Origin of the sequence: Roseovarius sp. MMSF_3350 (assembly GCF_030733425.1) — a bacterium.
Taxonomy (GTDB): Bacteria; Pseudomonadota; Alphaproteobacteria; order Rhodobacterales; family Rhodobacteraceae; genus Roseovarius.
Window position 1 is genome coordinate 162,063 of the sequence record NZ_JASHIZ010000004.1, and the last position, 18,973, is coordinate 181,035.

Annotated in this window: 16 protein-coding genes and 1 tRNA gene; 8 read left to right on the forward strand and 9 right to left on the reverse strand. The window is 65.3% G+C overall.

Annotated elements, in window-relative coordinates:
- Positions 1 to 33 precede the first annotated feature (33 nt).
- The 6 genes from RBB31_RS06230 to RBB31_RS06255 all read right to left on the reverse strand — a co-directional run bounded on the left by RBB31_RS06230 (position 34) and on the right by RBB31_RS06255 (position 6,606).
- Entirely contained in the window at positions 34 to 2,277 is a 2,244-nt protein-coding gene (locus tag RBB31_RS06230; protein ID WP_306128402.1) for a xanthine dehydrogenase family protein molybdopterin-binding subunit, read from the reverse strand.
- 1 nt (position 2,278) lies between these two features.
- Positions 2,279 to 2,737, reverse strand: a complete 459-nt coding sequence (locus tag RBB31_RS06235; protein WP_306128403.1) for a (2Fe-2S)-binding protein — start codon at positions 2,735 to 2,737, stop codon at positions 2,279 to 2,281.
- Positions 2,738 to 2,882: 145 nt separating this feature from the next.
- Positions 2,883 to 2,959, reverse strand: a tRNA-Arg gene (locus tag RBB31_RS06240).
- A gap of 73 nt (positions 2,960 to 3,032) precedes the next feature.
- On the reverse strand, positions 3,033 to 4,427 hold the full coding sequence (locus tag RBB31_RS06245; RefSeq protein ID WP_306128404.1) for a HAMP domain-containing sensor histidine kinase: 1,395 nt from the start codon (positions 4,425 to 4,427) through the stop codon (positions 3,033 to 3,035).
- A 25-nt stretch (positions 4,428 to 4,452) separates the two neighbouring features.
- Complete coding sequence (locus tag RBB31_RS06250) at positions 4,453 to 5,871, reverse strand: NAD(P)/FAD-dependent oxidoreductase (RefSeq protein WP_306128405.1); 1,419 nt, start codon at positions 5,869 to 5,871, stop codon at positions 4,453 to 4,455.
- A gap of 3 nt (positions 5,872 to 5,874) precedes the next feature.
- The gene (locus RBB31_RS06255; RefSeq protein ID WP_306128406.1) at positions 5,875 to 6,606 is read right to left on the reverse strand and encodes a TVP38/TMEM64 family protein; all 732 of its coding nucleotides are present in this window, start codon (positions 6,604 to 6,606) and stop codon (positions 5,875 to 5,877) included.
- A gap of 286 nt (positions 6,607 to 6,892) precedes the next feature.
- On the opposite strand from RBB31_RS06255, the gene rpmH reads away from it, so the two are divergent.
- Genes rpmH through RBB31_RS06275 form a run of 4 tightly spaced genes read left to right on the forward strand, consistent with a single transcriptional unit; the run spans position 6,893 to position 8,553 of the window.
- Entirely contained in the window at positions 6,893 to 7,027 is a 135-nt protein-coding gene (rpmH, locus tag RBB31_RS06260; RefSeq protein WP_005980833.1) for a 50S ribosomal protein L34, read from the forward strand.
- A 23-nt stretch (positions 7,028 to 7,050) separates the two neighbouring features.
- Complete coding sequence (rnpA, locus tag RBB31_RS06265) at positions 7,051 to 7,443, forward strand: ribonuclease P protein component (protein ID WP_306128407.1); 393 nt, start codon at positions 7,051 to 7,053, stop codon at positions 7,441 to 7,443.
- A complete protein-coding gene (gene yidD / locus RBB31_RS06270) occupies positions 7,440 to 7,688 on the forward strand; it encodes a membrane protein insertion efficiency factor YidD (RefSeq protein ID WP_306128408.1) in 249 nt (82 codons plus the stop codon). Before rnpA ends, yidD begins: the two co-directional genes overlap by 4 nt.
- Entirely contained in the window at positions 7,675 to 8,553 is an 879-nt protein-coding gene (locus RBB31_RS06275; protein WP_306128409.1) for a sulfotransferase domain-containing protein, read from the forward strand. The genes yidD and RBB31_RS06275 overlap by 14 nt, the downstream gene beginning before the upstream one ends.
- A 273-nt stretch (positions 8,554 to 8,826) precedes the next feature.
- Here the strand turns inward: RBB31_RS06275 and RBB31_RS06280 are convergent, their stop codons facing one another.
- Both RBB31_RS06280 and speB read right to left on the reverse strand, forming a co-directional pair.
- Complete coding sequence (locus tag RBB31_RS06280; RefSeq protein ID WP_306128410.1) at positions 8,827 to 10,197, reverse strand: ammonium transporter; 1,371 nt, start codon at positions 10,195 to 10,197, stop codon at positions 8,827 to 8,829.
- A 237-nt stretch (positions 10,198 to 10,434) separates the two neighbouring features.
- A complete protein-coding gene (gene speB / locus RBB31_RS06285; RefSeq protein ID WP_306128411.1) occupies positions 10,435 to 11,388 on the reverse strand; it encodes an agmatinase in 954 nt (317 codons plus the stop codon).
- 234 nt (positions 11,389 to 11,622) lie between these two features.
- Here speB and guaB point away from each other — a divergent pair, with 234 nt between their 5' ends.
- The 3 genes from guaB (at position 11,623) to RBB31_RS06300 (ending at position 16,690) form a co-directional block, all read left to right on the forward strand.
- A complete protein-coding gene (gene guaB, locus RBB31_RS06290; RefSeq protein ID WP_306128412.1) occupies positions 11,623 to 13,071 on the forward strand; it encodes an IMP dehydrogenase in 1,449 nt (482 codons plus the stop codon).
- A 45-nt stretch (positions 13,072 to 13,116) separates the two neighbouring features.
- Entirely contained in the window at positions 13,117 to 14,280 is a 1,164-nt protein-coding gene (locus RBB31_RS06295; RefSeq protein ID WP_306128413.1) for an RsmB/NOP family class I SAM-dependent RNA methyltransferase, read from the forward strand.
- Between the two features lie 118 nt (positions 14,281 to 14,398).
- Positions 14,399 to 16,690, forward strand: a complete 2,292-nt coding sequence (locus RBB31_RS06300; RefSeq protein ID WP_306128414.1) for an ATP-binding protein — start codon at positions 14,399 to 14,401, stop codon at positions 16,688 to 16,690.
- Positions 16,691 to 16,847: 157 nt separating this feature from the next.
- Here the strand turns inward: RBB31_RS06300 and RBB31_RS06305 are convergent, their stop codons facing one another.
- Positions 16,848 to 17,492, reverse strand: coding sequence for a sulfotransferase family 2 domain-containing protein (locus RBB31_RS06305; RefSeq protein WP_306128415.1), 645 nt, complete (start codon positions 17,490 to 17,492; stop codon positions 16,848 to 16,850).
- A gap of 203 nt (positions 17,493 to 17,695) precedes the next feature.
- On the opposite strand from RBB31_RS06305, the gene recA reads away from it, so the two are divergent.
- Complete coding sequence (gene recA, locus RBB31_RS06310) at positions 17,696 to 18,775, forward strand: recombinase RecA (RefSeq protein ID WP_306128416.1); 1,080 nt, start codon at positions 17,696 to 17,698, stop codon at positions 18,773 to 18,775.
- Positions 18,776 to 18,973: the final 198 nt, after the last annotated feature.

Genomic DNA, 18,973 nt, shown 5'->3' on the forward strand with positions numbered 1-18,973 from the left:
GGCAAGGCGGCGCCGCGCCCGGCGCGCCTTGACCTACGCAAACTCCACGAATTTCGAGAACGGCATCTCGCGCAGCCGCGTCCCCGTGGCCGCGAAAATGGCTGCCGCTAGGGCAGGGGCGGCAGGCGGCACCGGCGGCTCGCCAACGCCAAGCACCTTGTCGCCATTCTCCAACCCGCGCACTTCAATCGTCGGGGCCTGGTACAACCGAAGCCCTTGGAACGCGTCGAAATTGGTCTGCTCGGCGCGGCCGTCGGCATAAGTCAGTTCGCAGTTAATCGCATGACCCAAGCCAAAAATGACACCGCCCGCCACCTGGTTCTCGAAGTTCAGGGGATCGACCACGGTGCCGACCTCTGCCGCGGCCCAGGCCCGCGTCAGCTTCAGTCCGGCTTGGGTGGTCTCGACCTCGATCACCTCGGCGCACGGCACGCCAAAGGACTTGGTGAAGGCGACACCGCGCCCCACGCCATCGTCCGGGTTCGGCCCGGACCAGTCGCTCATCTCGGCCACGGCGTCCAGCACGGCCCGGGCCAGCGCGTCATCGCACAGCCGCAGACGCTCTTCCATCGGGTCGGCCCCGGCGGCGTGGATCAACTCGTCCAGCCCGGCATTGTAGAAAAACCCGTTCGTCGACGCGCCCACCGAGCGCCAGGACGAAATTGGCGCCAGCGGCGGCGCGCGGTAACCTGTCACCCGGTGGTGCGGCACGGCAAAAGGCTGCTCGAAGGCGCCGGCCACGATCTGGCTGTCGGGGCCGGGCACGCTCAGCCCCTGGCGCCCCATTTGCGAGACGATGACCGACGGCATGGCGATGCCAAGGTCATAGGCCTCGACCCGACCCTCGCGCACGGTGCCGCGCATCCGCGCCATGGCGATCTGGCGGGGAAATTCGTGAGTCATGTCCTCTTCGCGGGAATAGGTCAGCTTGACCGGCGTGCCTTTCATCTGCATGGCGATCTCGGCGGCGTGGCGCACCACCATGTCCTCCAGCCGGTGCCCGAAACTGCCGCCGATCATCTGTACGTGCAGGGTGATGTTGTCCTCCGGTACGCCGGTCATGCCCGACACGTTGGTCAGGACATTGCGCGGGATCTGCGTGCCGGTCCATATCTCGACGGCATCATTGTCGACGCGCACGGTGGCGTTGACCGGCTCCAGCGGGGCATGGGCCAGGTAGGGTGCGCGATACTCGGCCTCTATGACATCACCCGCGCCAAGGGCCGCGTCCACGTCGCCGTCGTCGCGTTTGCGGCTGTCCTGCGCGTCTTCGGTGAAACTGTCCGATAGCGCCTGCCAATGCGCCTCCATCGTTCGCGGCAACGGCCCCTCCGGCCAGCTTGCCACGATGGCCTTGGCCCCTTCCATCGCCCGCCAGGTGTTATCGGCCACGATGCCCAGGCCGCCGGTGATCTCGACCACCGACTGCACGCCGCGAATCTTAAACGCCTCGGCGGTGTCATAGCTGCCAAGCGCCCCGCCAAGCGCAGGGTTCAGAAGTACGGTCGCGTAAACCATACCGGGCAGGTTCACGTCGATTCCGTAGTCCTGCGTGCCAGTGGACTTGGGAACCATGTCCAGTCGCGGCGTGGGCTTGCCGATCAGCCGCCATTCCGACGCGGGCCGCAGGGCGACGTCCGTCACCGGATCCAAATCAGCTGCCACAGTGGCCAGCTCGGTATAGGGCAGGGTGGTGCCGCCCGGCAGGATCACCGCCCCGTCGCGTGTGGTCAGCTCGCTTGCGGCGATACCTGCCTGCGCGGCGGCGGCAGCTTTCAGTGTCTCGCGGGCCGATGCCCCCGCCGCGCGCAGCTTGTCGAACCCGTCGGGCGTGGTGGTCGAGCCGCCGGTGATCTGTAGCCCCAGGAACTTCGCCCCGGCAGACACGACCGAGCCCGCCAACTCTTCTGCGACGCCGCCACCGGGTGCGAGAAAGGCCGCCGCCTCATCCGCGAGCGCCCGGTTCCAATAGGCGACATCCGGCGGGCCGGGATCGACCGTGATCTGATCGAGCGTCACGTCCAGTTCCTCGGCCAGCAGCATCGCCTGCACCTGGTAGGCGCCCTGGCCCTTGTCGGCGCGGGGCGTGATGAGGGTGATCCCGTCGGGACGGATCAGCACATAGGGGGTCAGCGCCGCCTCGCCTTCGTTCAGCTCGCTCAGAAGCGGATTGCGATACGGCGTCTTGTAACGCCACACGCCGAAGGCCACACCGCCCGCTGCCGCAACCGCCCCCACAAGGAAACTGCGCCGCGCGATCTTTCCGACCCGGCTCATGTCACGCCTCCTTCAACTTGGCGGCGGCGGCCTTCACGGCGGCGCGGATGCGTGGATATGTGCCGCACCGGCACAGGTTGCCCGACATGGCGTCGTCGATATCCTCGTCCGAAGGATCGGGCATTTCCGACAACAGCGCCGCGGCCTGCATGATCTGCCCCGACTGGCAATAGCCGCATTGCGCGACCTGCGTTTCGATCCATGCCTGCTGCACGGCATGGCGCGCCTCGGGGGTGCCCAGGCCGTGAATGGTGGTCACCGGCCCCCACACGTCGCCGGCGGCAACCTGGCAGGACCGCGTCGCCTCGCCGTCGATATGTACCGTGCAGGCGCCGCATTGCGCGATCCCGCAGCCGTATTTGACCCCCGTCTTGCCCAGGATGTCGCGCAGTACCCACAGAAGGGGCATGTCATCCTCGACCTCGATCTCGTGGGCCGTGCCGTCGATTGTCAGCTGCATGGTGCCTCCCGGCGCATTCCGCGTTTGCCGCAAGGATAAACTGCACGGTTCAATTGTCGAGAAGAACGCCACGTGATCGGCGTACTGATATGCGCCTGCGCAAGGTCGCGCAGCCAAATCGTCAATCACGGTCTATTAGGGGAAGTGGCGGACCGAGGAGGATTCGAACCCCCGACCCCCTGATTCGTAGTCAGGTACTCTATCCAGCTGAGCTATCGGTCCGTGAGGTCGAGCATCTAGACCCATGCGCCGGCCAATGCAAGGGGGTCACACGGGATTTTCCGAGGAAATTCCCTCAGCCCTTGCTCAGCTCGCCGCGGGGCAGGGTAACGCAGAATACCGTTCCGGTCTCGCCCGTGCTTTCAAGTTCGAGCGTGCCACCATGGCCTCGGATCAGCTCGGCGGCAATCGACAGGCCGAGGCCCGTTCCGCCCTTCGTCGCTCCGCCCTGGAACGGCTGGAACAGATGGTCGCGGGCCTTGGCCGGCAACCCCGGCCCGGTATCTGAGACACGGATGAACCACGCATCGGCAGTCTCCTTCCCGGCAATGGCGATCTCGCCGGGGTTCCCACTATTGACGATGGCCTGCCGCGCGTTGCGTACCAGGTTGGCGATGACGCGGTAGAGCTGTTCGTGGTCGGCGCGTACGATCAGGCCGTTGGGAATGTCCTCGGCAAAACTCACATCGGCGTCGCCTACGGCCAGACGCTCGCTTTCGATCACGTCCGAGACCACGTCGATCAGCGCGAACCGGCCCAGGGTCGGTGGCTGTTCCTCTGCCTTGCCATAGGCCAGCGTGGATTCGCACAAGTGCACTGCGCGGGCAATGGAGCTGACAAGCTTGGGCGCCATGCGCTTGACCGCCGGGTCCTCGCTCATCTCGATTCGGTCGGTGAACAGCTGAGCCGACGTCAGGATGTTGCGCAGGTCATGGCTGACCTTGGCCACAGCACCGCCGAGTTGCGCCAGCCGCTCGCGCTGGCGCAGGGACGAAGTCAGCTGGGTCTGAAGCGACAGCAACGCCTCCTCGGCCTGGCGGATCTCGGTGGTGGTGGAGCGGGGCGTGATCACCCGGTTGGCATCCTCGGGCGCCTCGGCATAGCGGGTCATGTGGCGCGCCACGCTGGCGATGGGTCGGACCAGAAAGCCGCGCACCGCGAAATAAAGCAGGGCGGCGGTGACGACCGAGATCATCGCGGACAGGAACAGGATCCGCAGGCCGTAATCCAGCATCGCGGCGCGCAGATCGTCCGTCAGCAACGTGACCTCGATCAGCAGCCCGCCCATCTGCGAAGGATCGCCAATCACCCGGATCATCTCGGGCTGGGGCGTGGCCAGCCGGTTCACGGCATCTCCGATCAGTTCGAGCGGCGTCACATCGCGCAGATCGTACGTGTCGACGATGGGCGAGGGCATGGGCGCGGACAACATCAACTGTCGCGCCTCGTCGCGGCGCAACACGACGTTGAAGACGCCCGCGTTCTGCAGCAACTCTTCCTGAAGCTCATTCGAGATTTGATCATTCGCCAAGAGCGCGAGGGAGGCGATCTGAGCCCGCTGCAGCCGGTCCATCAGAAAGTCTTCGCGGAACCGGGCGATGGAGGGGAAAAAGATCAGGACCTCGGCCAGCATGACGAATACCACGGTCAGGATCAGAAACCGTCCCGAGAGTGATTTCAGAAACCCCATTTTTCCCGTTCCGTCGCCTTGTCGTTTACGGCAGCCAGCGCTGCACCAGCCGCACGATCCGCTTGACCCAGTCGCTTTCGAACAGCCGCGGCGTGAAATACGCTCCCGCCGCTCGCTTGTTGATTTCGCCCAGCGTGGGATAAGGCGCAACCATGGCGCTGATATGCTTCATTTTCAAGTTGTTGGCGAGGGCCAATGCCCACGTGTGGATAAGCTCGCCCGCCTGCGCACCGACGATGGTGGCGCCGACAGGGCGGCCGCGCACGACCATGACCTTGATGAACCCGGCCGTCTTGCGGGTAGCTATGGCGCGATCGTTGCCATCGTACTCGACACGGACAACTTCCAGCTTGGTCCCATGCGCCTTGCGGGCCTGTGCCTCGGTCAGGCCGACCTGCGCCAGTTCCGGGTCGGTATATGTGGTCCAAGGCAGGTGGCTGGTGTGCGCCTTGGCCGGCAGGCCCAGTACGGCGGAGCGGATCACGATACCCGCGTGATAATTCGCGACATGGGTGAATTGCAGGCCCCCGGCCACGTCGCCGATGGCATAGACCCTGGAATTGCTGGTCTTCAGCGCCGCATCGACCTTGATGCCGGCCTTGGTGGACTTGATACCGGCCGCGTCGAGGTTCAGCCTCTCGATATTGGGTGTGCGGCCCACGGCCACCAGAAGGTGCGAGCCCTTGAGAACCTGTCCGTCGTCGAGTTCGACCTCGATCGCACCGGCCTGGCCGCGGACCTTCGCCGCATGTGCGCCCTCTATGATCTCAAGCCCCTCGTCGCGCAGGTGATCCTTCACCAGGGCGGCGGCCTCGGGGTCGTCCTTGCCAAGCGCGTTGCCGCCTTGGATCAGCGTGACCTTGCAGCCCAGCCGCAGATGCGCCTGCGCCATTTCCATGCCGATGGGGCCGCCGCCGATTACCAGAAGGTGATCGGGCTTTTCACGCAGATCGAACAGGGTTTCATTGGTCTCGTAAGGGACGTTTTCCAGCCCCGGGATCGGCGGCACGAAGGGAGAGGAGCCGGTGGCGATGACGATCCGCCGGGCGCGGATCACCGTGTCGCCGGCCTTCACCTCGGTGGGCGAAATGAACTGGCCGTACTCCCGGATGACCTTGACGCCGAGCCCTTCGAAACGCTCCTGGCTGTCATGCGGTGCGATGGTGGCGATCGCGTTTTTCACGTGGTCCTTGGCGGCGGCGTAATCCACCGCCGGCGCCACATTGGCCACACCGTATGGCGCGGCATGTGCCTGGCCGTGCGCGGCCTCGGCCGAGGCAATCAGCGCCTTGGACGGCACGCAGCCGAAGTTGAGACAGTCACCACCCATCTCGTTTGCTTCCAGCAGGACCACCTCGGCGCCCATCTGCGCCGCTCCCGAAGCGACGGAGAGCCCGCCCGAGCCGGCCCCGATGACGAGGATGTCAGTCTTGATATCGGCCATGTGTCAGATGCCTTTCCTGCCGCGCACGGTCTTGATGAGGATAGGTAGGGCGGCCAGCACGCAAAGCCCGAGAATGGGGCCGATCACCTGCGGCTCCCAGAGCAGGGACAGGTCCGGGCGTTCGCCCCGGTCGAACACCTCGCCCAGGCCGACGCCGATCCAGGTGAAGACGACGGCGCCGGGGATGATGCCAACCGCGGTCGTCCAGAGGAAATTGAAGAAGCGCACGCCCACGAGCGCGGGCAGCAGGTTGGCGACGAAAAACGGGACCACCGGCACGAGGCGCATCAGCAAAAGCACATTGATTTCATGCTCGTGCAATCCGTTCTTGAATTTCTTGAGCGTACCCTCCGAGGCGTCCATTCTCGCGGCCAGCGTCCGCCCCAGACCCCAGCGCGCAGCGAGGAAGATGGCCGAGGCGCCGATCACGGCGGCGGTCACGTTGAAAACCGTGCCAAGCGCCAGACCGAAGAGGAACCCACCCGTGACCGAGGCAACGGCCGCGCCGGGCAGCGAGAAGGCGACGATGGCCACGTAGACCGTCATGAAAAGGCCCGCGAGCAGCAGATAGTTTTCGTCCCGGAATGCCAGCAACGCCTCGCGATTGTCGGCCAGCGTATCGAAGGTCAGGTAGTCGCCCAGAGTGAAATAGCCCACCACTGCGGCCACCAGGATCACGGCGAGGGGCGCGTGGCGGATATAGGCGGGGCGCTTGGTGTTCTCGGCTGTGTCCATGTCGGAATCCGGGTCCGGTGTGATTGCGTGTCCTTCCTAGATGCGCCATCCGCAGGCACCGCGCCAGACACTTCACGCCGGGGTGATGCGGGGTGATGGGTTCGGGGCCTTTACGTCTGATTTCGACGGGGTTTGTAACAAAGCCAACCGTCCGGGCGGGGTTTTTGTTGCAAAAGCCAATCGGATGTTTGACTTGGGGCGCGCGCGCCCCTATAGACCGGGCTTCAATACGAATTCCGGCTTTCGCGATTCCTGAGCGAGGCCAAGAACACCGGAGAGCCGAGCGATGAAACGCACGTATCAACCTTCGAACCTGGTCCGCAAGCGGCGCCACGGTTTCCGCGCGCGCATGGCCACCAAGGCCGGCCGCAAGATCCTGAACGCGCGTCGTGCGCGTGGCCGCAAGTCGCTGAGCGCGTAAGCGCCAGCCAGGACAAGACGGACATGACACCGCCGGAGGCCCTCGTGGATGACACGGGGAACACGCCCCCGGCGGTTTCCGTTTGTCTGGAGGTCCTCAGGAAACGCCCCGATTTCCTGGCCGCCGCCAAGGGGCGCAGGCAGGCAATGAAGGGTCTCGTGCTGCAAATGCGGGACCGGCGGGATGATAGCGACAAAATCCGCGTCGGGTATACCTGTTCCAAGAAGGTGGGCAATGCCGTCACCCGGAACCGGGCCAAGCGGCGCCTGCGCGAAGTGGCCCGCAAGGTGCTGACGAAAAACGGAAAACCCGGGCATGACTATGTGCTGATCGGGCGCGCCGGGACCACGGTGGAGCGCGATTTCCAAGGGCTGTGCGAGGATCTGCGGCGGGCGCTGGTCTCGGTCCATAAATGAGCCTGCTCGCTCATATTCTGGCCTTGCCGGTGAAGGGTTACCGGCTGATCTTCAGCCCCTGGGTGGGGTTCAACTGTCGTTACCAGCCGACGTGCAGCCAATATGCCTTGGACGCCTTGCGCATGCATGGCGGTCTCAAGGGCGGGTGGCTGGCCGCGCGTCGGATTGCGCGGTGCAACCCCTGGGGCGGCTGTGGCTATGACCCGGTGCCGGGCAGTGAGGGCGCGCGCGATGAAGCGTCCTGAGACACTGGCGCAGATGAACGCGGCGCTGGCACGGTTCGCCACGGAGCATGGCGTCGAGACGGGGCTGGCCTATCGCGCCGATTCCACCGACATCTTCATTTCTCCCTACAGCAAGTGCGGTACCACCTGGGTCAGCCAGATCGCCCACGGCCTGCGCTCGGGCGGCGACATGGATTTCGACGAGATTACCGACGTGGTGCCGTGGCTGGAACTGGCGCACGATATGGGCAGGGACGTTAACGCCTCGCAACGCTACCGTCCGCGGCTCTTCAAGAGTCACCTGCCGTGGGGGGTGATTCCCGAGGGCGGGCGCTACATCGTGGTGCTGCGCGACCCGGTGGATGCGATGGTCTCGCTCTATCGGTTCTTCGACGGCTGGATGTTCGAGCGCGGCGCGATCTCTCTGGAGGATTTCGCGGAGTATTACCTGCACCGGATGGGGCGCGAGGATTACTGGAGCCATGCGTCGTCCTGGTGGGACGTGCGCGACCGCGACGACGTGCTGCTGCTGGCCTATGAGCACATGAAGCGAGACTTGGTGAAGAGTGTCGCGCAAGTGGCGGATTTCATGGGAATATCCGATGAACGCAGGCGCGCCGTGGCGCAGGCGCAGGCGACGATGGATTTCATGAAGGCGCATGGCCGGCAGTTCGACGATCACCTTGTGCGGCAGGCCCGCGATGCGGCCTGTGGCCTGCCACCGGGCGGCGAAGCGAGCAAGGTGGACAGCGGGCAGGCCGGGGCCGGGCGGGCGCAGGTCAGCGATGCGATACGCGAGGCCTATGCCGGGAAATGGCGCGAGACGATGGGCGCGGCGCATGGTCTTGAGAGCTACGACGACCTGCAGACGGCGGTGAAGGGTTAACGGGGCATTGAAGCACCGGGCGCGGAAACGGGGCGGTTAACCAACCCGATTCGGCAAAAATCGGCATGTCGGTATCACGTCGGTATTCGTGCGGTATTGCGACGGTGCCCGGTTTCACGGTTCGGCGGATGACCAGGTCGTTCGGCGTAAACGCGTTTTAACCGCGGAGGTGGCAGGGTGGGTTTGAAACCCACCCTACGGGGCGCGGGCCGTAAACGCATCGCGGCGACGGGGTGGTCCCCGCCGCCGCGACCCGGTGAGTGGTGTCCCGTGTCAGCCCTTGGCGATGGGCGTGTCCTCGCGCGTGGGCACGTCAGGCTCCAGCCCCCAGCGCAGACCGTCGAGACCGGCGGCCATCTCGTCGTCGGTGTTGCGCAGGCCGATGGTCACCTTGAGGATCAGCGCGGTCACGAGGCCGGTCACCAGACCTGCGGCAAGGCAGACCACGATACCAATGAGCTGCATCACCAGGCTGATCTGGCCGTGCTGGAAGGCGTACTCCCCTTCCTCGAACCCGAAGTAGCCGCCGCGCGGCGTGCCGGCCTCGAGGATACCGACCATGATCAGGCCATAGCTGCCGGCGCCGAGAAAGAGCGGCAGCAGCTTGTGCTCGTCGAATTCGCGCTTCAGCGTGAATTCATAGACGATGTAGGAGATGACCGGCGCGCCCAGCGCGACCAGGAACATCTGGCCCGGCTGGTAGACGTCGAAGCCGCTGGCCCCCGCCACGTAGCCCGCCAGTGGTCCAAGCAGCAGGTAGGCGTATTTGCGGGTGGCATAGGCGAGGATCCCGCCGGTCACCGCGCCGCCAGCCCAGGACATGGCGTAGTTGTTCACGGCAAGGCCCACGCTGGTCTCGGCCATGGTGACGCTGACCGCCAGCGCCTCGGGGTCGAAGAAGAAGAGGCAGGAGACGATGACCATGGGCAGGCCCGCGAAGATGGTCAGCAGGCCCACCGCCGCCAGCCCGATGCTGGGCGCATGGTAGCCCGAGACAAGCGGGTGCGGCGCGAACATGCCGGGGCGCTTGCCCAACATGGGCACCAGCGCCAACGCCATGCCGGTGGGGAAGAGATAGACGAAGCCCACGCCGAAGAAGTCGTGGAAACCCGCGTTGGTGAGCGGGCCGACCGAGCCCCAGGTGTAGAAGCTGAGGATCGACGAGCCGATCGCGGCCACGACGCAGAGCACGTAATAGGCCGAGGCCCGGATCCGTTCCGACACCGCGAAATGGAACAGGATGTTCACGATCCCGGCAAAGACCGCGAGGAAGAACACGAATATCTGGAAGGTGTTCAGACCCGGGAACGTGGCCGGATCGGTGGTGGAGGCGTTGGCGTTCAGCATGCCGCCGAAGAGCCACCAGTCGCGCAAGCTGTCGCCCATGGTGGCGCCTTCCATGATGTAGTACTGCGCCGCCCAGAAGCCGAAGCCGATGGCGAAATAGGTGGCGAAGCCGATGAAGAAGCCCATGACCTTTTCGATGGTCGAATTGAACAGGCTTTTGCGCCGGGTGGTGCCGGCATCGATCATCAGCAAGCCGACGACGACGGTGATCGCGCCGACGGTGCCGGAAAGGTAGACGAGGTTCTGGACCAGGGAATTGAGCGTGACCTGGTCGGCCTGAATGGCTGCGAGATCCATTTTGGGTGTGTCCTCCACTGTTGTTTGCGTTTCTGCGGCGGGGATGGCTGAATGAAGAGTGACCCAAAAATGAACCAAACATCATTTCGGCCTGCGCCTGTCTTTTTATTTTGATTAAGGATTGCGCAGAATCGGGCGCAAGTGAAGGAAATTCTGGCGAGACAGATTGAAATGAAGGAGATGTGCGCCGAAATGAGCGCCAGAAGTGGACCAATAGTGGACCTGCGCCAATTGCGCTCAGGCGAGGGCGTGGAAGATGAAGCCCAGAAGGTTCAGAAGCACCTGCGCCGCAAGGATCGAGGTGGAGCCGGTGGGGTCGTAATCCGGGGCGACCTCGACAAGGTCGATGCCCACGACCTCGTGTCTTCGCGCGACCTGCTGCAGGATCTCCAGCACGTCGTAATACAGAAACCCGCCGTGGCTGGGCGTGCCGGTGCCGGGCGCAATGGAGGGGCAGAATGCGTCGATGTCGATGGTAATGTAGATGCGGGCCCCGTCGGGAATGCGGTCGGCCGTCGCCTGCGGCCCCAGCTTCCGGACCTGCCGGACCGACAGGATGTCCGAGCCGCGCGCACGGGCATCGTCATAGCCTTCCTTGGCCGTCGAGCTGACGTTGCGGATGCCAAGCTGGGTGAGCCCGGTGACGTAGGGTTTCTCGGCGGCGCGGCGCATCGGGTTGCCGTGGCCGTAGCGCACGCCGTGGCGTTCGTCGACGAAATCCAGATGGGCGTCGATCTGCAGGATGTGAATGTCGCCCTGGTCGTCATAGGCGTTGACGCAGGGGATGTTGATGGAATGGTCGCCGCCGATGGTGACGGGCAGGGCGCCGGCGGCGAGGATGGCGCGGACGCCCGTTTCGATATTGGCGTGGGATTTCAGGGTGTCGGTATGGACGATGTCGGCATCTCCGATATCGACGATACTGACCGAACCGGGCAGGTAGGTGGCGTCGTCTTCGTGATCGTAGGCGCCGGCGTGACCGAAGGAGAAGAGCGTCGAAGCCTCGCGCACGCCGCGGGGGCCGAAGCGCGCGCCGGAGCGCCACTGGGTGCCGGCATCGAAGGGCGCGCCGAGAATTGCGACGTCGGCGTCGATCCGGCTCCAGTCGTTGACATAGGGGCGTTTGCCGAAGGTGGAGATGCCGACGAAGGGCAGGTCGAGCCGGCCGCTCTCGTATCCGTGTTTGCTCATGGGCGTGTCCTTTGGTTGCGCAAACGCTAGCGTGGGGCGGGACGCGATGGCAAGAGGAGCGACGGGGGATGGCGGATGGTGGGTTGTCACCCACCCTACGGGCATGGCGGGCGTCATCACGGGACGGGCCGCGCGCCCCGGTCACCTGCGCGCACCCCGTCAATCGGCCCTTTCCATTCCTGCCGACCCGTGCAATAGGGAACCGCCAAACGAGCCGTGCCAAGGAGATGCGCCATGGAGATTCGTGAGGCCCTCACTTTCGATGATGTCCTGCTGGTTCCCGCCAAGTCGAGCGTGTTGCCCAACACCGCCGACACAAGGACCCGCGTGACCCGGTCGATCGACCTCAACATCCCGCTTCTGAGTTCCGCGATGGACACCGTGACCGAAGGGCGGATGGCGATCTGCATGGCCCAGTCGGGCGGCATCGGCGTCATCCACCGCAACCTGACGGTCGAGCAGCAAGCCAAGGAAGTGCGGCGCGTGAAGCGGTTCGAAAGCGGCATCGTCTACAACCCGGTGACACTGCGCCCCGACCAGACACTGGGCGACGCCAAGGACCTGATCGAGCGCTACAACTTCACCGGCTTCCCGGTGGTGGACGAGAAGGGCCGGGTGATGGGCATCGTCACAAACCGCGACATGCGTTTCGCCACCAGCGACGACACGCCGGTGCACGTCATGATGACAAGCGACAACCTGGCGATACTGACCGAGCCCGCGGACCGGGAGGAAGCCAAGAGCCTGATGAAGGCGCGACGCATCGAGAAGCTGCTGGTCACCAATGCCGAGGGCAAGCTGACCGGCCTGCTGACGCTGAAGGACACCGAGCAGGCGGTGCTGAACCCGACGGCCTGCAAGGACGGGCTGGGCCGGCTGCGGGTGGCCGCGGCCTCGACCGTGGGCGACGCAGGCTTCGAGCGGACGCAGGCGCTGGTGGATGCGGGCGTGGACATGGTGGTGATCGACACCGCCCACGGCCATTCCGAGGGCGTGGCGAAGGCCGTGGAACGGGCCAAGACGCTGTCGAACGAGGTGCAGATCGTGGCGGGCAACGTCGCCACAGCCGAGGCGACGCGGGCGTTGATCGGCGCGGGCGCCGATGCCGTGAAAGTGGGCATCGGGCCGGGCAGTATCTGCACCACGCGGATGGTCGCGGGCGTCGGCATGCCGCAATTGACCGCGATCATGGATTGCGCCGCAGCGGCGGGCGACACGCCGGTCATCGCCGATGGCGGCATCAAGTTCTCGGGCGATTTCGCCAAGGCGATTGCGGCGGGCGCCTCCTGCGCCATGGTGGGCAGCATGCTGGCGGGCACCGACGAGTCTCCCGGCGAGGTGATCCTCTATCAGGGCCGCAGCTTCAAGGCGTATCGCGGCATGGGCAGCCTTGCGGCCATGGCGCGCGGCTCGGCCGACCGGTATTTCCAGAAAGACGCGGCCAGCGACAAGCTGGTACCCGAAGGGGTCGAGGGGCAGGTGCCCTACAAGGGCGGCGCGGGCACGGTGCTGCACCAGCTTGTCGGTGGCCTGCGGGCGGCGATGGGCTATACCGGCTGCGCCACGGTGGAAGAGATGCGCACCAATTGCGAGTTCGTGAAGATCACCGGCGCGGGCCTGAAGGAAAGCCATGTGCATGACGTGCAGATCACCCGTGAGAGTCCGAACTACCGCGTTGGATAAACCGCGCATAATCAAGGTTCTGCACGGCGTTCTTGAGGTAAGGCCATGACCCCGGCGGCACGGGTGCAGGCCGCGATCGAGGTGCTGGATGCGATGGCCGGCGGACAAGCGGCGGAGCAGGCGCTGACCCGCTGGGCGCGGGGCGCACGCTATGCCGGGTCCAAGGACCGGGCGGCGGTGCGCGACCATGTATTTTCCGTGCTGCGCCGCAGGCGATCCTGCGCCGCGCTTGGCGGCGGCGAGACTGGCCGAGCGCTGATGTTGGGGCACGTGCGGGACGAGGGCCGCGACCCCGAGACGACCTTTACCGGGGAGGGCCATGCGCCCGCGCCCCTGACGGCGGAGGAGCGCTCGGCCGGCAGGCCCCCGGCGCCGGATGAGGCGCGGGACCTGCCGGACTGGCTTTGGTCGCGGTTCGAGGCGGATCTCGGGGCTGAGGCTACCGCCGCGGCCGCGGCCCTGCGGCATCGGGCGCCGGTCTTCCTGCGCCACAACCCGCGCCTCAAGACCATCCCGGATGTGCTTGAAATGTTGTCGAAAGACGGGATCTCGGCTGAGCCTATGCCAGAGATCGACGGAGCGCTTCATGTCACGGAGGGTTCCCGACGCGTTGCTCAAGCAGAGGCATTCCGCGGGGGCCATGTGGAATTGCAGGATGCCAGCAGCCAGGCGGCCATGGCGGCCGTGCCGGTGCCCCCAGGCGCGCGGGTGCTGGATTTCTGCGCCGGCGGCGGCGGCAAGGTTCTGGCGCTGGCCGCGCGGCACGAGGGCACGTGGTTCGCCCATGACGCCGCGCCCGAGCGGATGCGCGACCTGCCTGCCCGGGCCGCGCGGGCGGGCGTGACGGTGACGTCCCTTGCGCCGGAGGCCGTGGCCGGGGCGGCGCCCTTCGACATCGTGCTGTGCGACGTGCCCTGTTCGGGCAGCGGCACCTGGCGGCGCACGCCAGAGGCCAAATGGGCCCTGACGCCCGATCGGCTGGAGGCGCTTTGCGCCACGCAGCGCGACATTCTGGAACACGCGCAAGGGCTCGTGCGGCCCGGCGGCCTCCTAGTCTATACCACCTGTTCGGTCCTGTCCGTGGAGAACGAGGCGCAGGTGGCCGCGTTCGAGGCCGCGCATCCGGGGTGGAGGCGGGAAGGCTCGCGGCGCTGGCTGATCTCGGACAGGGGCGACGGCTTCTATCTCGCCACGCTGCGCAGACCCTGAAACACGACGCCTGTGCGGGCACAACAACCTAGACGTGTTCGCCCCTTCAGCGTTAATCTAACTTTAAGGCCTGCCGCCTAAGACAGCGGCCAGTATTTTGTTTTTGGGGAGTTGCCGGTTGGCATTCACTACCGGAACCGTATTGCCGCTGCGTGACGCCGCGGCCCGGATCAGGCCGCGTTCCAGGGCGGTACTGGCGGCCGCCATCCTGTTCGGCGTGGCGGCCGTGTTCGTGCCCGACCCGACGCTTCGGCTCGCGGGCGTCTTCACCTCGGCGATCCTGCTGATGTCGGCGCTGTGGATCGGCATCGTGAACGCGGCGGAAGGGCGGTTTCGCAAATCCGTGGTCGACGCGGCGGCGGATTTCCTGGCCGAGGATGCGACACCCACCCTCCTGACCGGCCGCGACGGGGATATCCAGTACGCCAACCGCGCCGCGATGACGGCCTTTTCCGCCGATGAGGCGACGACGCTCGCCGGGGCGCTGAATCACGCGATCGCGAATCCCGGCCCGATTCTCTATCGTCTGGAAAGCCGGGCCCAGTTGCGCGGCTCGGCGCAGGAGGACGTGGTGACAAGGGCCGGGCACCTGCGCATCGGCGTGCACCGCGCCGCCGCCGACCGCTATGTCTGGCGTATCGAGAAATCCGCCGACCGCCCCGCGCGCGAGGCCGACCCGGTACCGCTGCCGATGCTGACGGCGGGGCGGGGTGGGGCGGTCCTGTTCATGAACACCGCCGCGCGGCAACTGGTGGGCGAGCGCGTGCGCACCCTCGACCGCATCTTTCCGAAGATGCCGCTGCGGTCGGGCCAGATCAACGACATTACCACGGCCGAGGGGCTGACCGCCTGTCTCGTCGTCGAACTCGAGGGCGTGTCCGGACGGCGCGAGATCTTTCTGCTGCCCGGTGTCGCGCCCACCGAACGTCAGCCCGACGGCTGGGCATTCTTCGACGAACTGCCGGTTCCGCTGCTGAAACTGGCGCGCTCGGGCGAGGTGCAGATCTCGAACCGCCCGGCGCGGGACCTGCTGGGGGTCGAGGGTTGTTGCGGCAAGACGCTGTCGGACTTGATGGAGGGGCTTGGCCGGTCGATCCCCGACTGGCTGGAGGACGCGGCCCAGGGGCGCGGCGGGGTGCATTCGGAGTTTCTGCGGGTCAGGAGCGACGACCGCGAGACTTTCGTCCAGGTCACGCTCAACCGCGCGACGGAGGCGGGCGAGACGGTGCTGAGCGACGCGACCAAGCTGAAATCACTGGAAGAACAGTTCGCGCAGAGCCAGAAGATGCAGGCGATCGGCCAGCTGGCCGGCGGTGTGGCGCATGATTTCAACAACCTGCTGACGGCGATCGCGGGGCATTGCGACCTGCTGCTGCTGCGCCACGACCAGGGCGACCCCGATTACGGCGACCTCATCCAGATCAACCAGAACGCCAACCGCGCCGCGGCGCTGGTCAGCCAGCTTCTGGCCTATTCGCGCAAGCAGACCCTGCGCCCCGAGGTGATGGACCTGCGCGACATGCTGTCGGATCTGACACATCTGTTGAACCGGCTGGTGGGCGAGCGGGTGATCCTGTCGCTCAGCCACGACCCGACCCTGTGGTCGATCCGCGCCGACAAGCGGCAGTTGGAACAGGTGCTGATGAACCTGGTGGTCAACGCCCGCGACGCGATGCCCGAAGGCGGCGATATCCGCATCGCCACCGAGAACGTCACCTTCCGCGAGCCCCTGCGCCGCGACCGGGCCGTGGTGGCGCCGGGCCGTTATGTGCGCGTGACCGTCAGTGACGAGGGGGTGGGTATCGCCCCGGACAAGATCCAGAAGGTTTTCGAGCCGTTCTTCACAACCAAGCGGACGGGAGAGGGCACCGGTCTCGGCCTGTCGACGGCCTACGGGATCGTCAAGCAGACCGGCGGCTTCATCTTTGCCGACAGCGCGCCGGAAGAGGGCACAACCTTCCAGGTATTGCTGCCCGCGCATGAAAGCCTTGAGACGCAGGCAACCGAGGCGGCCGCGCCGGCGCACCTTCCCGCCAAGACGGATGGCGTGGTATTGCTGGTCGAGGACGAGGCACCGGTCCGGGCCTTTGCCAGCCGGGCGTTGGAATTGCGCGGCCTGACGGTGCTGGAAGCCGATTCGGCCGAAGCCGCGCTGGAACTGCTGGAGGACCCGACGCTGGAGGTGGATGTCTTTGTATCCGACGTGGTGATGCCGGGGATCGACGGGCCGACCTGGGTGTTGCAGGCACTGGCCGACCGTCCGGAAACCCGCGTCGTGTTCATGTCGGGCTACGCCGAGGAGGCCTTTGGCGAGGTTCAGTCGCGCATCCCCGACTCGGGCTTCCTGCCCAAGCCGTTCTCCTTGACGGAACTGACAGAGATGGTGCAGCACAAGCTGAACCAGGGCTGAGGGGGCCCGGCGCCGCCTGTCCTTACGTACCGCGATTTTCCGTCACCGGACCGATCTCGGGATATGGCGCGACCTCATCCGATGTTCGCGCTCGAAAATGCACATTTTCGAGAGCATTTCCGGCGCCGGAAATGCGCCCATTGGCCCGCGACCCGACTCAATGATGCGGCGGCAGGACCCCGTTGGCCAGAGGCGTGAAGGCGCCGTCCTGGGCGATCCCGTCGTAAAGCCGGTACTCGACGGCGAACTTGCGACGATAGCGTTGCTCGACATCCGGATCGAGCGACAGCGCCATGGCGGGCGAGCTGTTCATCCGCCGGGTCTCGATCTCGATCTCGAGACGGTTGGCCAAAAATCGGCGAAGGCCGTCCTGGTCCTCGTAGCGAAAGAGATGGGTGACGGCGGTGCCGTTGTTCTGCGGCTCGAGAAATTTCGTCTGCGAGCCCACCTGCGCGAAGGCGGCGCGCTTGCCCTTCATGTACTCGGTCACGAATTCGTCGAAGCTGATCCCGTGGGTGGAGTTGCGGGCCTGTTCCTGCCCTGGCCGCTGACGATAGCGATACCACGAGCCCAGCCAGTCGATCGGCTCGCGCATGACCGCCAGAATGTCGAATCCTTCGCCCATGAATTTCTCGATCGCGGGTCGGAAGAACCGGTTGTAGCGAAAGACAGGCGCGTGTTTCAGCTCGGGCGGCTGGCGTACGACCAAGGCCGCGCGGGGCGCAAGCGCGGCCTCGTAGGCCGTGGTGCCGGTTTTGGGAACCGACAGGAATACGAGCTTTTCGTTTGAAAACACCAACATGCAAGATTTCGCCCGTTTGCCTGCCCCCGGTAACCCCTCTTTAACCCATCGGTGCCACCATCGGAAAGGAACAAATTGATTGAAATGTTCTCCTTTTGTCTCCATAACTCGGAGAACAAGAGGTGAACGAAAGCAGCGGACAGGCATTGGGAAGTCAGCGATAGACGCCCTGTCTGGCGTGTGAAATAAGGGAAACCACAGGTATGGCAACGGCAGATCTTTTGAACATGGACAGCAAGAAGAACGCAGACCGCCAGAAGGCGCTGGACAGCGCGCTGGCGCAGATCGAACGGCAATTCGGCAAGGGCTCGATCATGAAGCTGGGCGCCGACAACCCGGCGCAGGACATCGAATCGACCTCGACCGGCTCGCTGGGTCTGGACATCGCGCTTGGCATCGGCGGGCTACCCAAGGGCCGGATCGTTGAAATCTACGGTCCCGAAAGCTCTGGCAAGACGACGCTGACGCTGCATTGCGTGGCCGAGGAACAGAAAAAGGGCGGCGTCTGCGCCTTTGTCGACGCCGAGCACGCGCTGGATCCGATCTATGCCAAAAAGCTGGGCGTGGACCTGGACGAGCTGTTGATTTCGCAGCCCGACACCGGCGAGCAGAGTCTGGAGATCGTGGACACGCTGGTGCGCTCGGGCGCGGTGAGCATGGTGGTGGTCGACTCGGTCGCGGCCCTGACGCCGAAATCGGAGCTTGAGGGCGACATGGGCGACAGCAGCGTGGGCGTGCATGCCCGCCTGATGAGCCAGGCCATGCGCAAGCTGACGGGCTCGATCAGCCGCAGCAAGTGCACGGTGATCTTCATCAACCAGATCCGCATGAAGATCGGCGTGATGTTCGGCAGCCCCGAGACGACGACGGGTGGCAACGCGCTGAAATTCTACAGCTCGGTCCGGCTGGACATTCGCCGGATCGGGTCGATCAAGGACCGCGACGAGGTGGTGGGCAACCAGACCCGCGTGAAAGTGGTCAAGAACAAGGTCGCGCCGCCCTTCAAGCAGGTCGAGTTCGACATCATGTACGGTGAGGGCGTGTCCAAGACCGGTGAGTTGCTGGACCTTGGCGTTGCCGCCGGCGTGGTCGAGAAATCCGGCAGCTGGTTCAGCTACGGCGACGAGCGCATCGGCCAGGGCCGTGAGAACGCCAAGAATTTCCTGAAGGAAAACAAGAAGATCGCCTACGAGATCGAAGACAAGATCCGCGGCGCGCACGGGCTTGATTTCAACATTCCCGGCGACGTGGACAATGCGGCCGAGGACGTGCTGGACGATTGACGAAACGGAGATGGCCAACTCCCGAAAGGGCCCGCACCGCCGACGGGTGGTGGAGAATATTCCGGGGAAGGGCCATCCGACGGGGTGCCCTTTCCTCTTTTTTGGGCGCACACGCGACCGTTGAACCATCGTCCTTCTGTGGACAGTCAAATGGCTTGGCGTTACACGGGTTCGACGCAACTTTTGCCTTCGGACCAG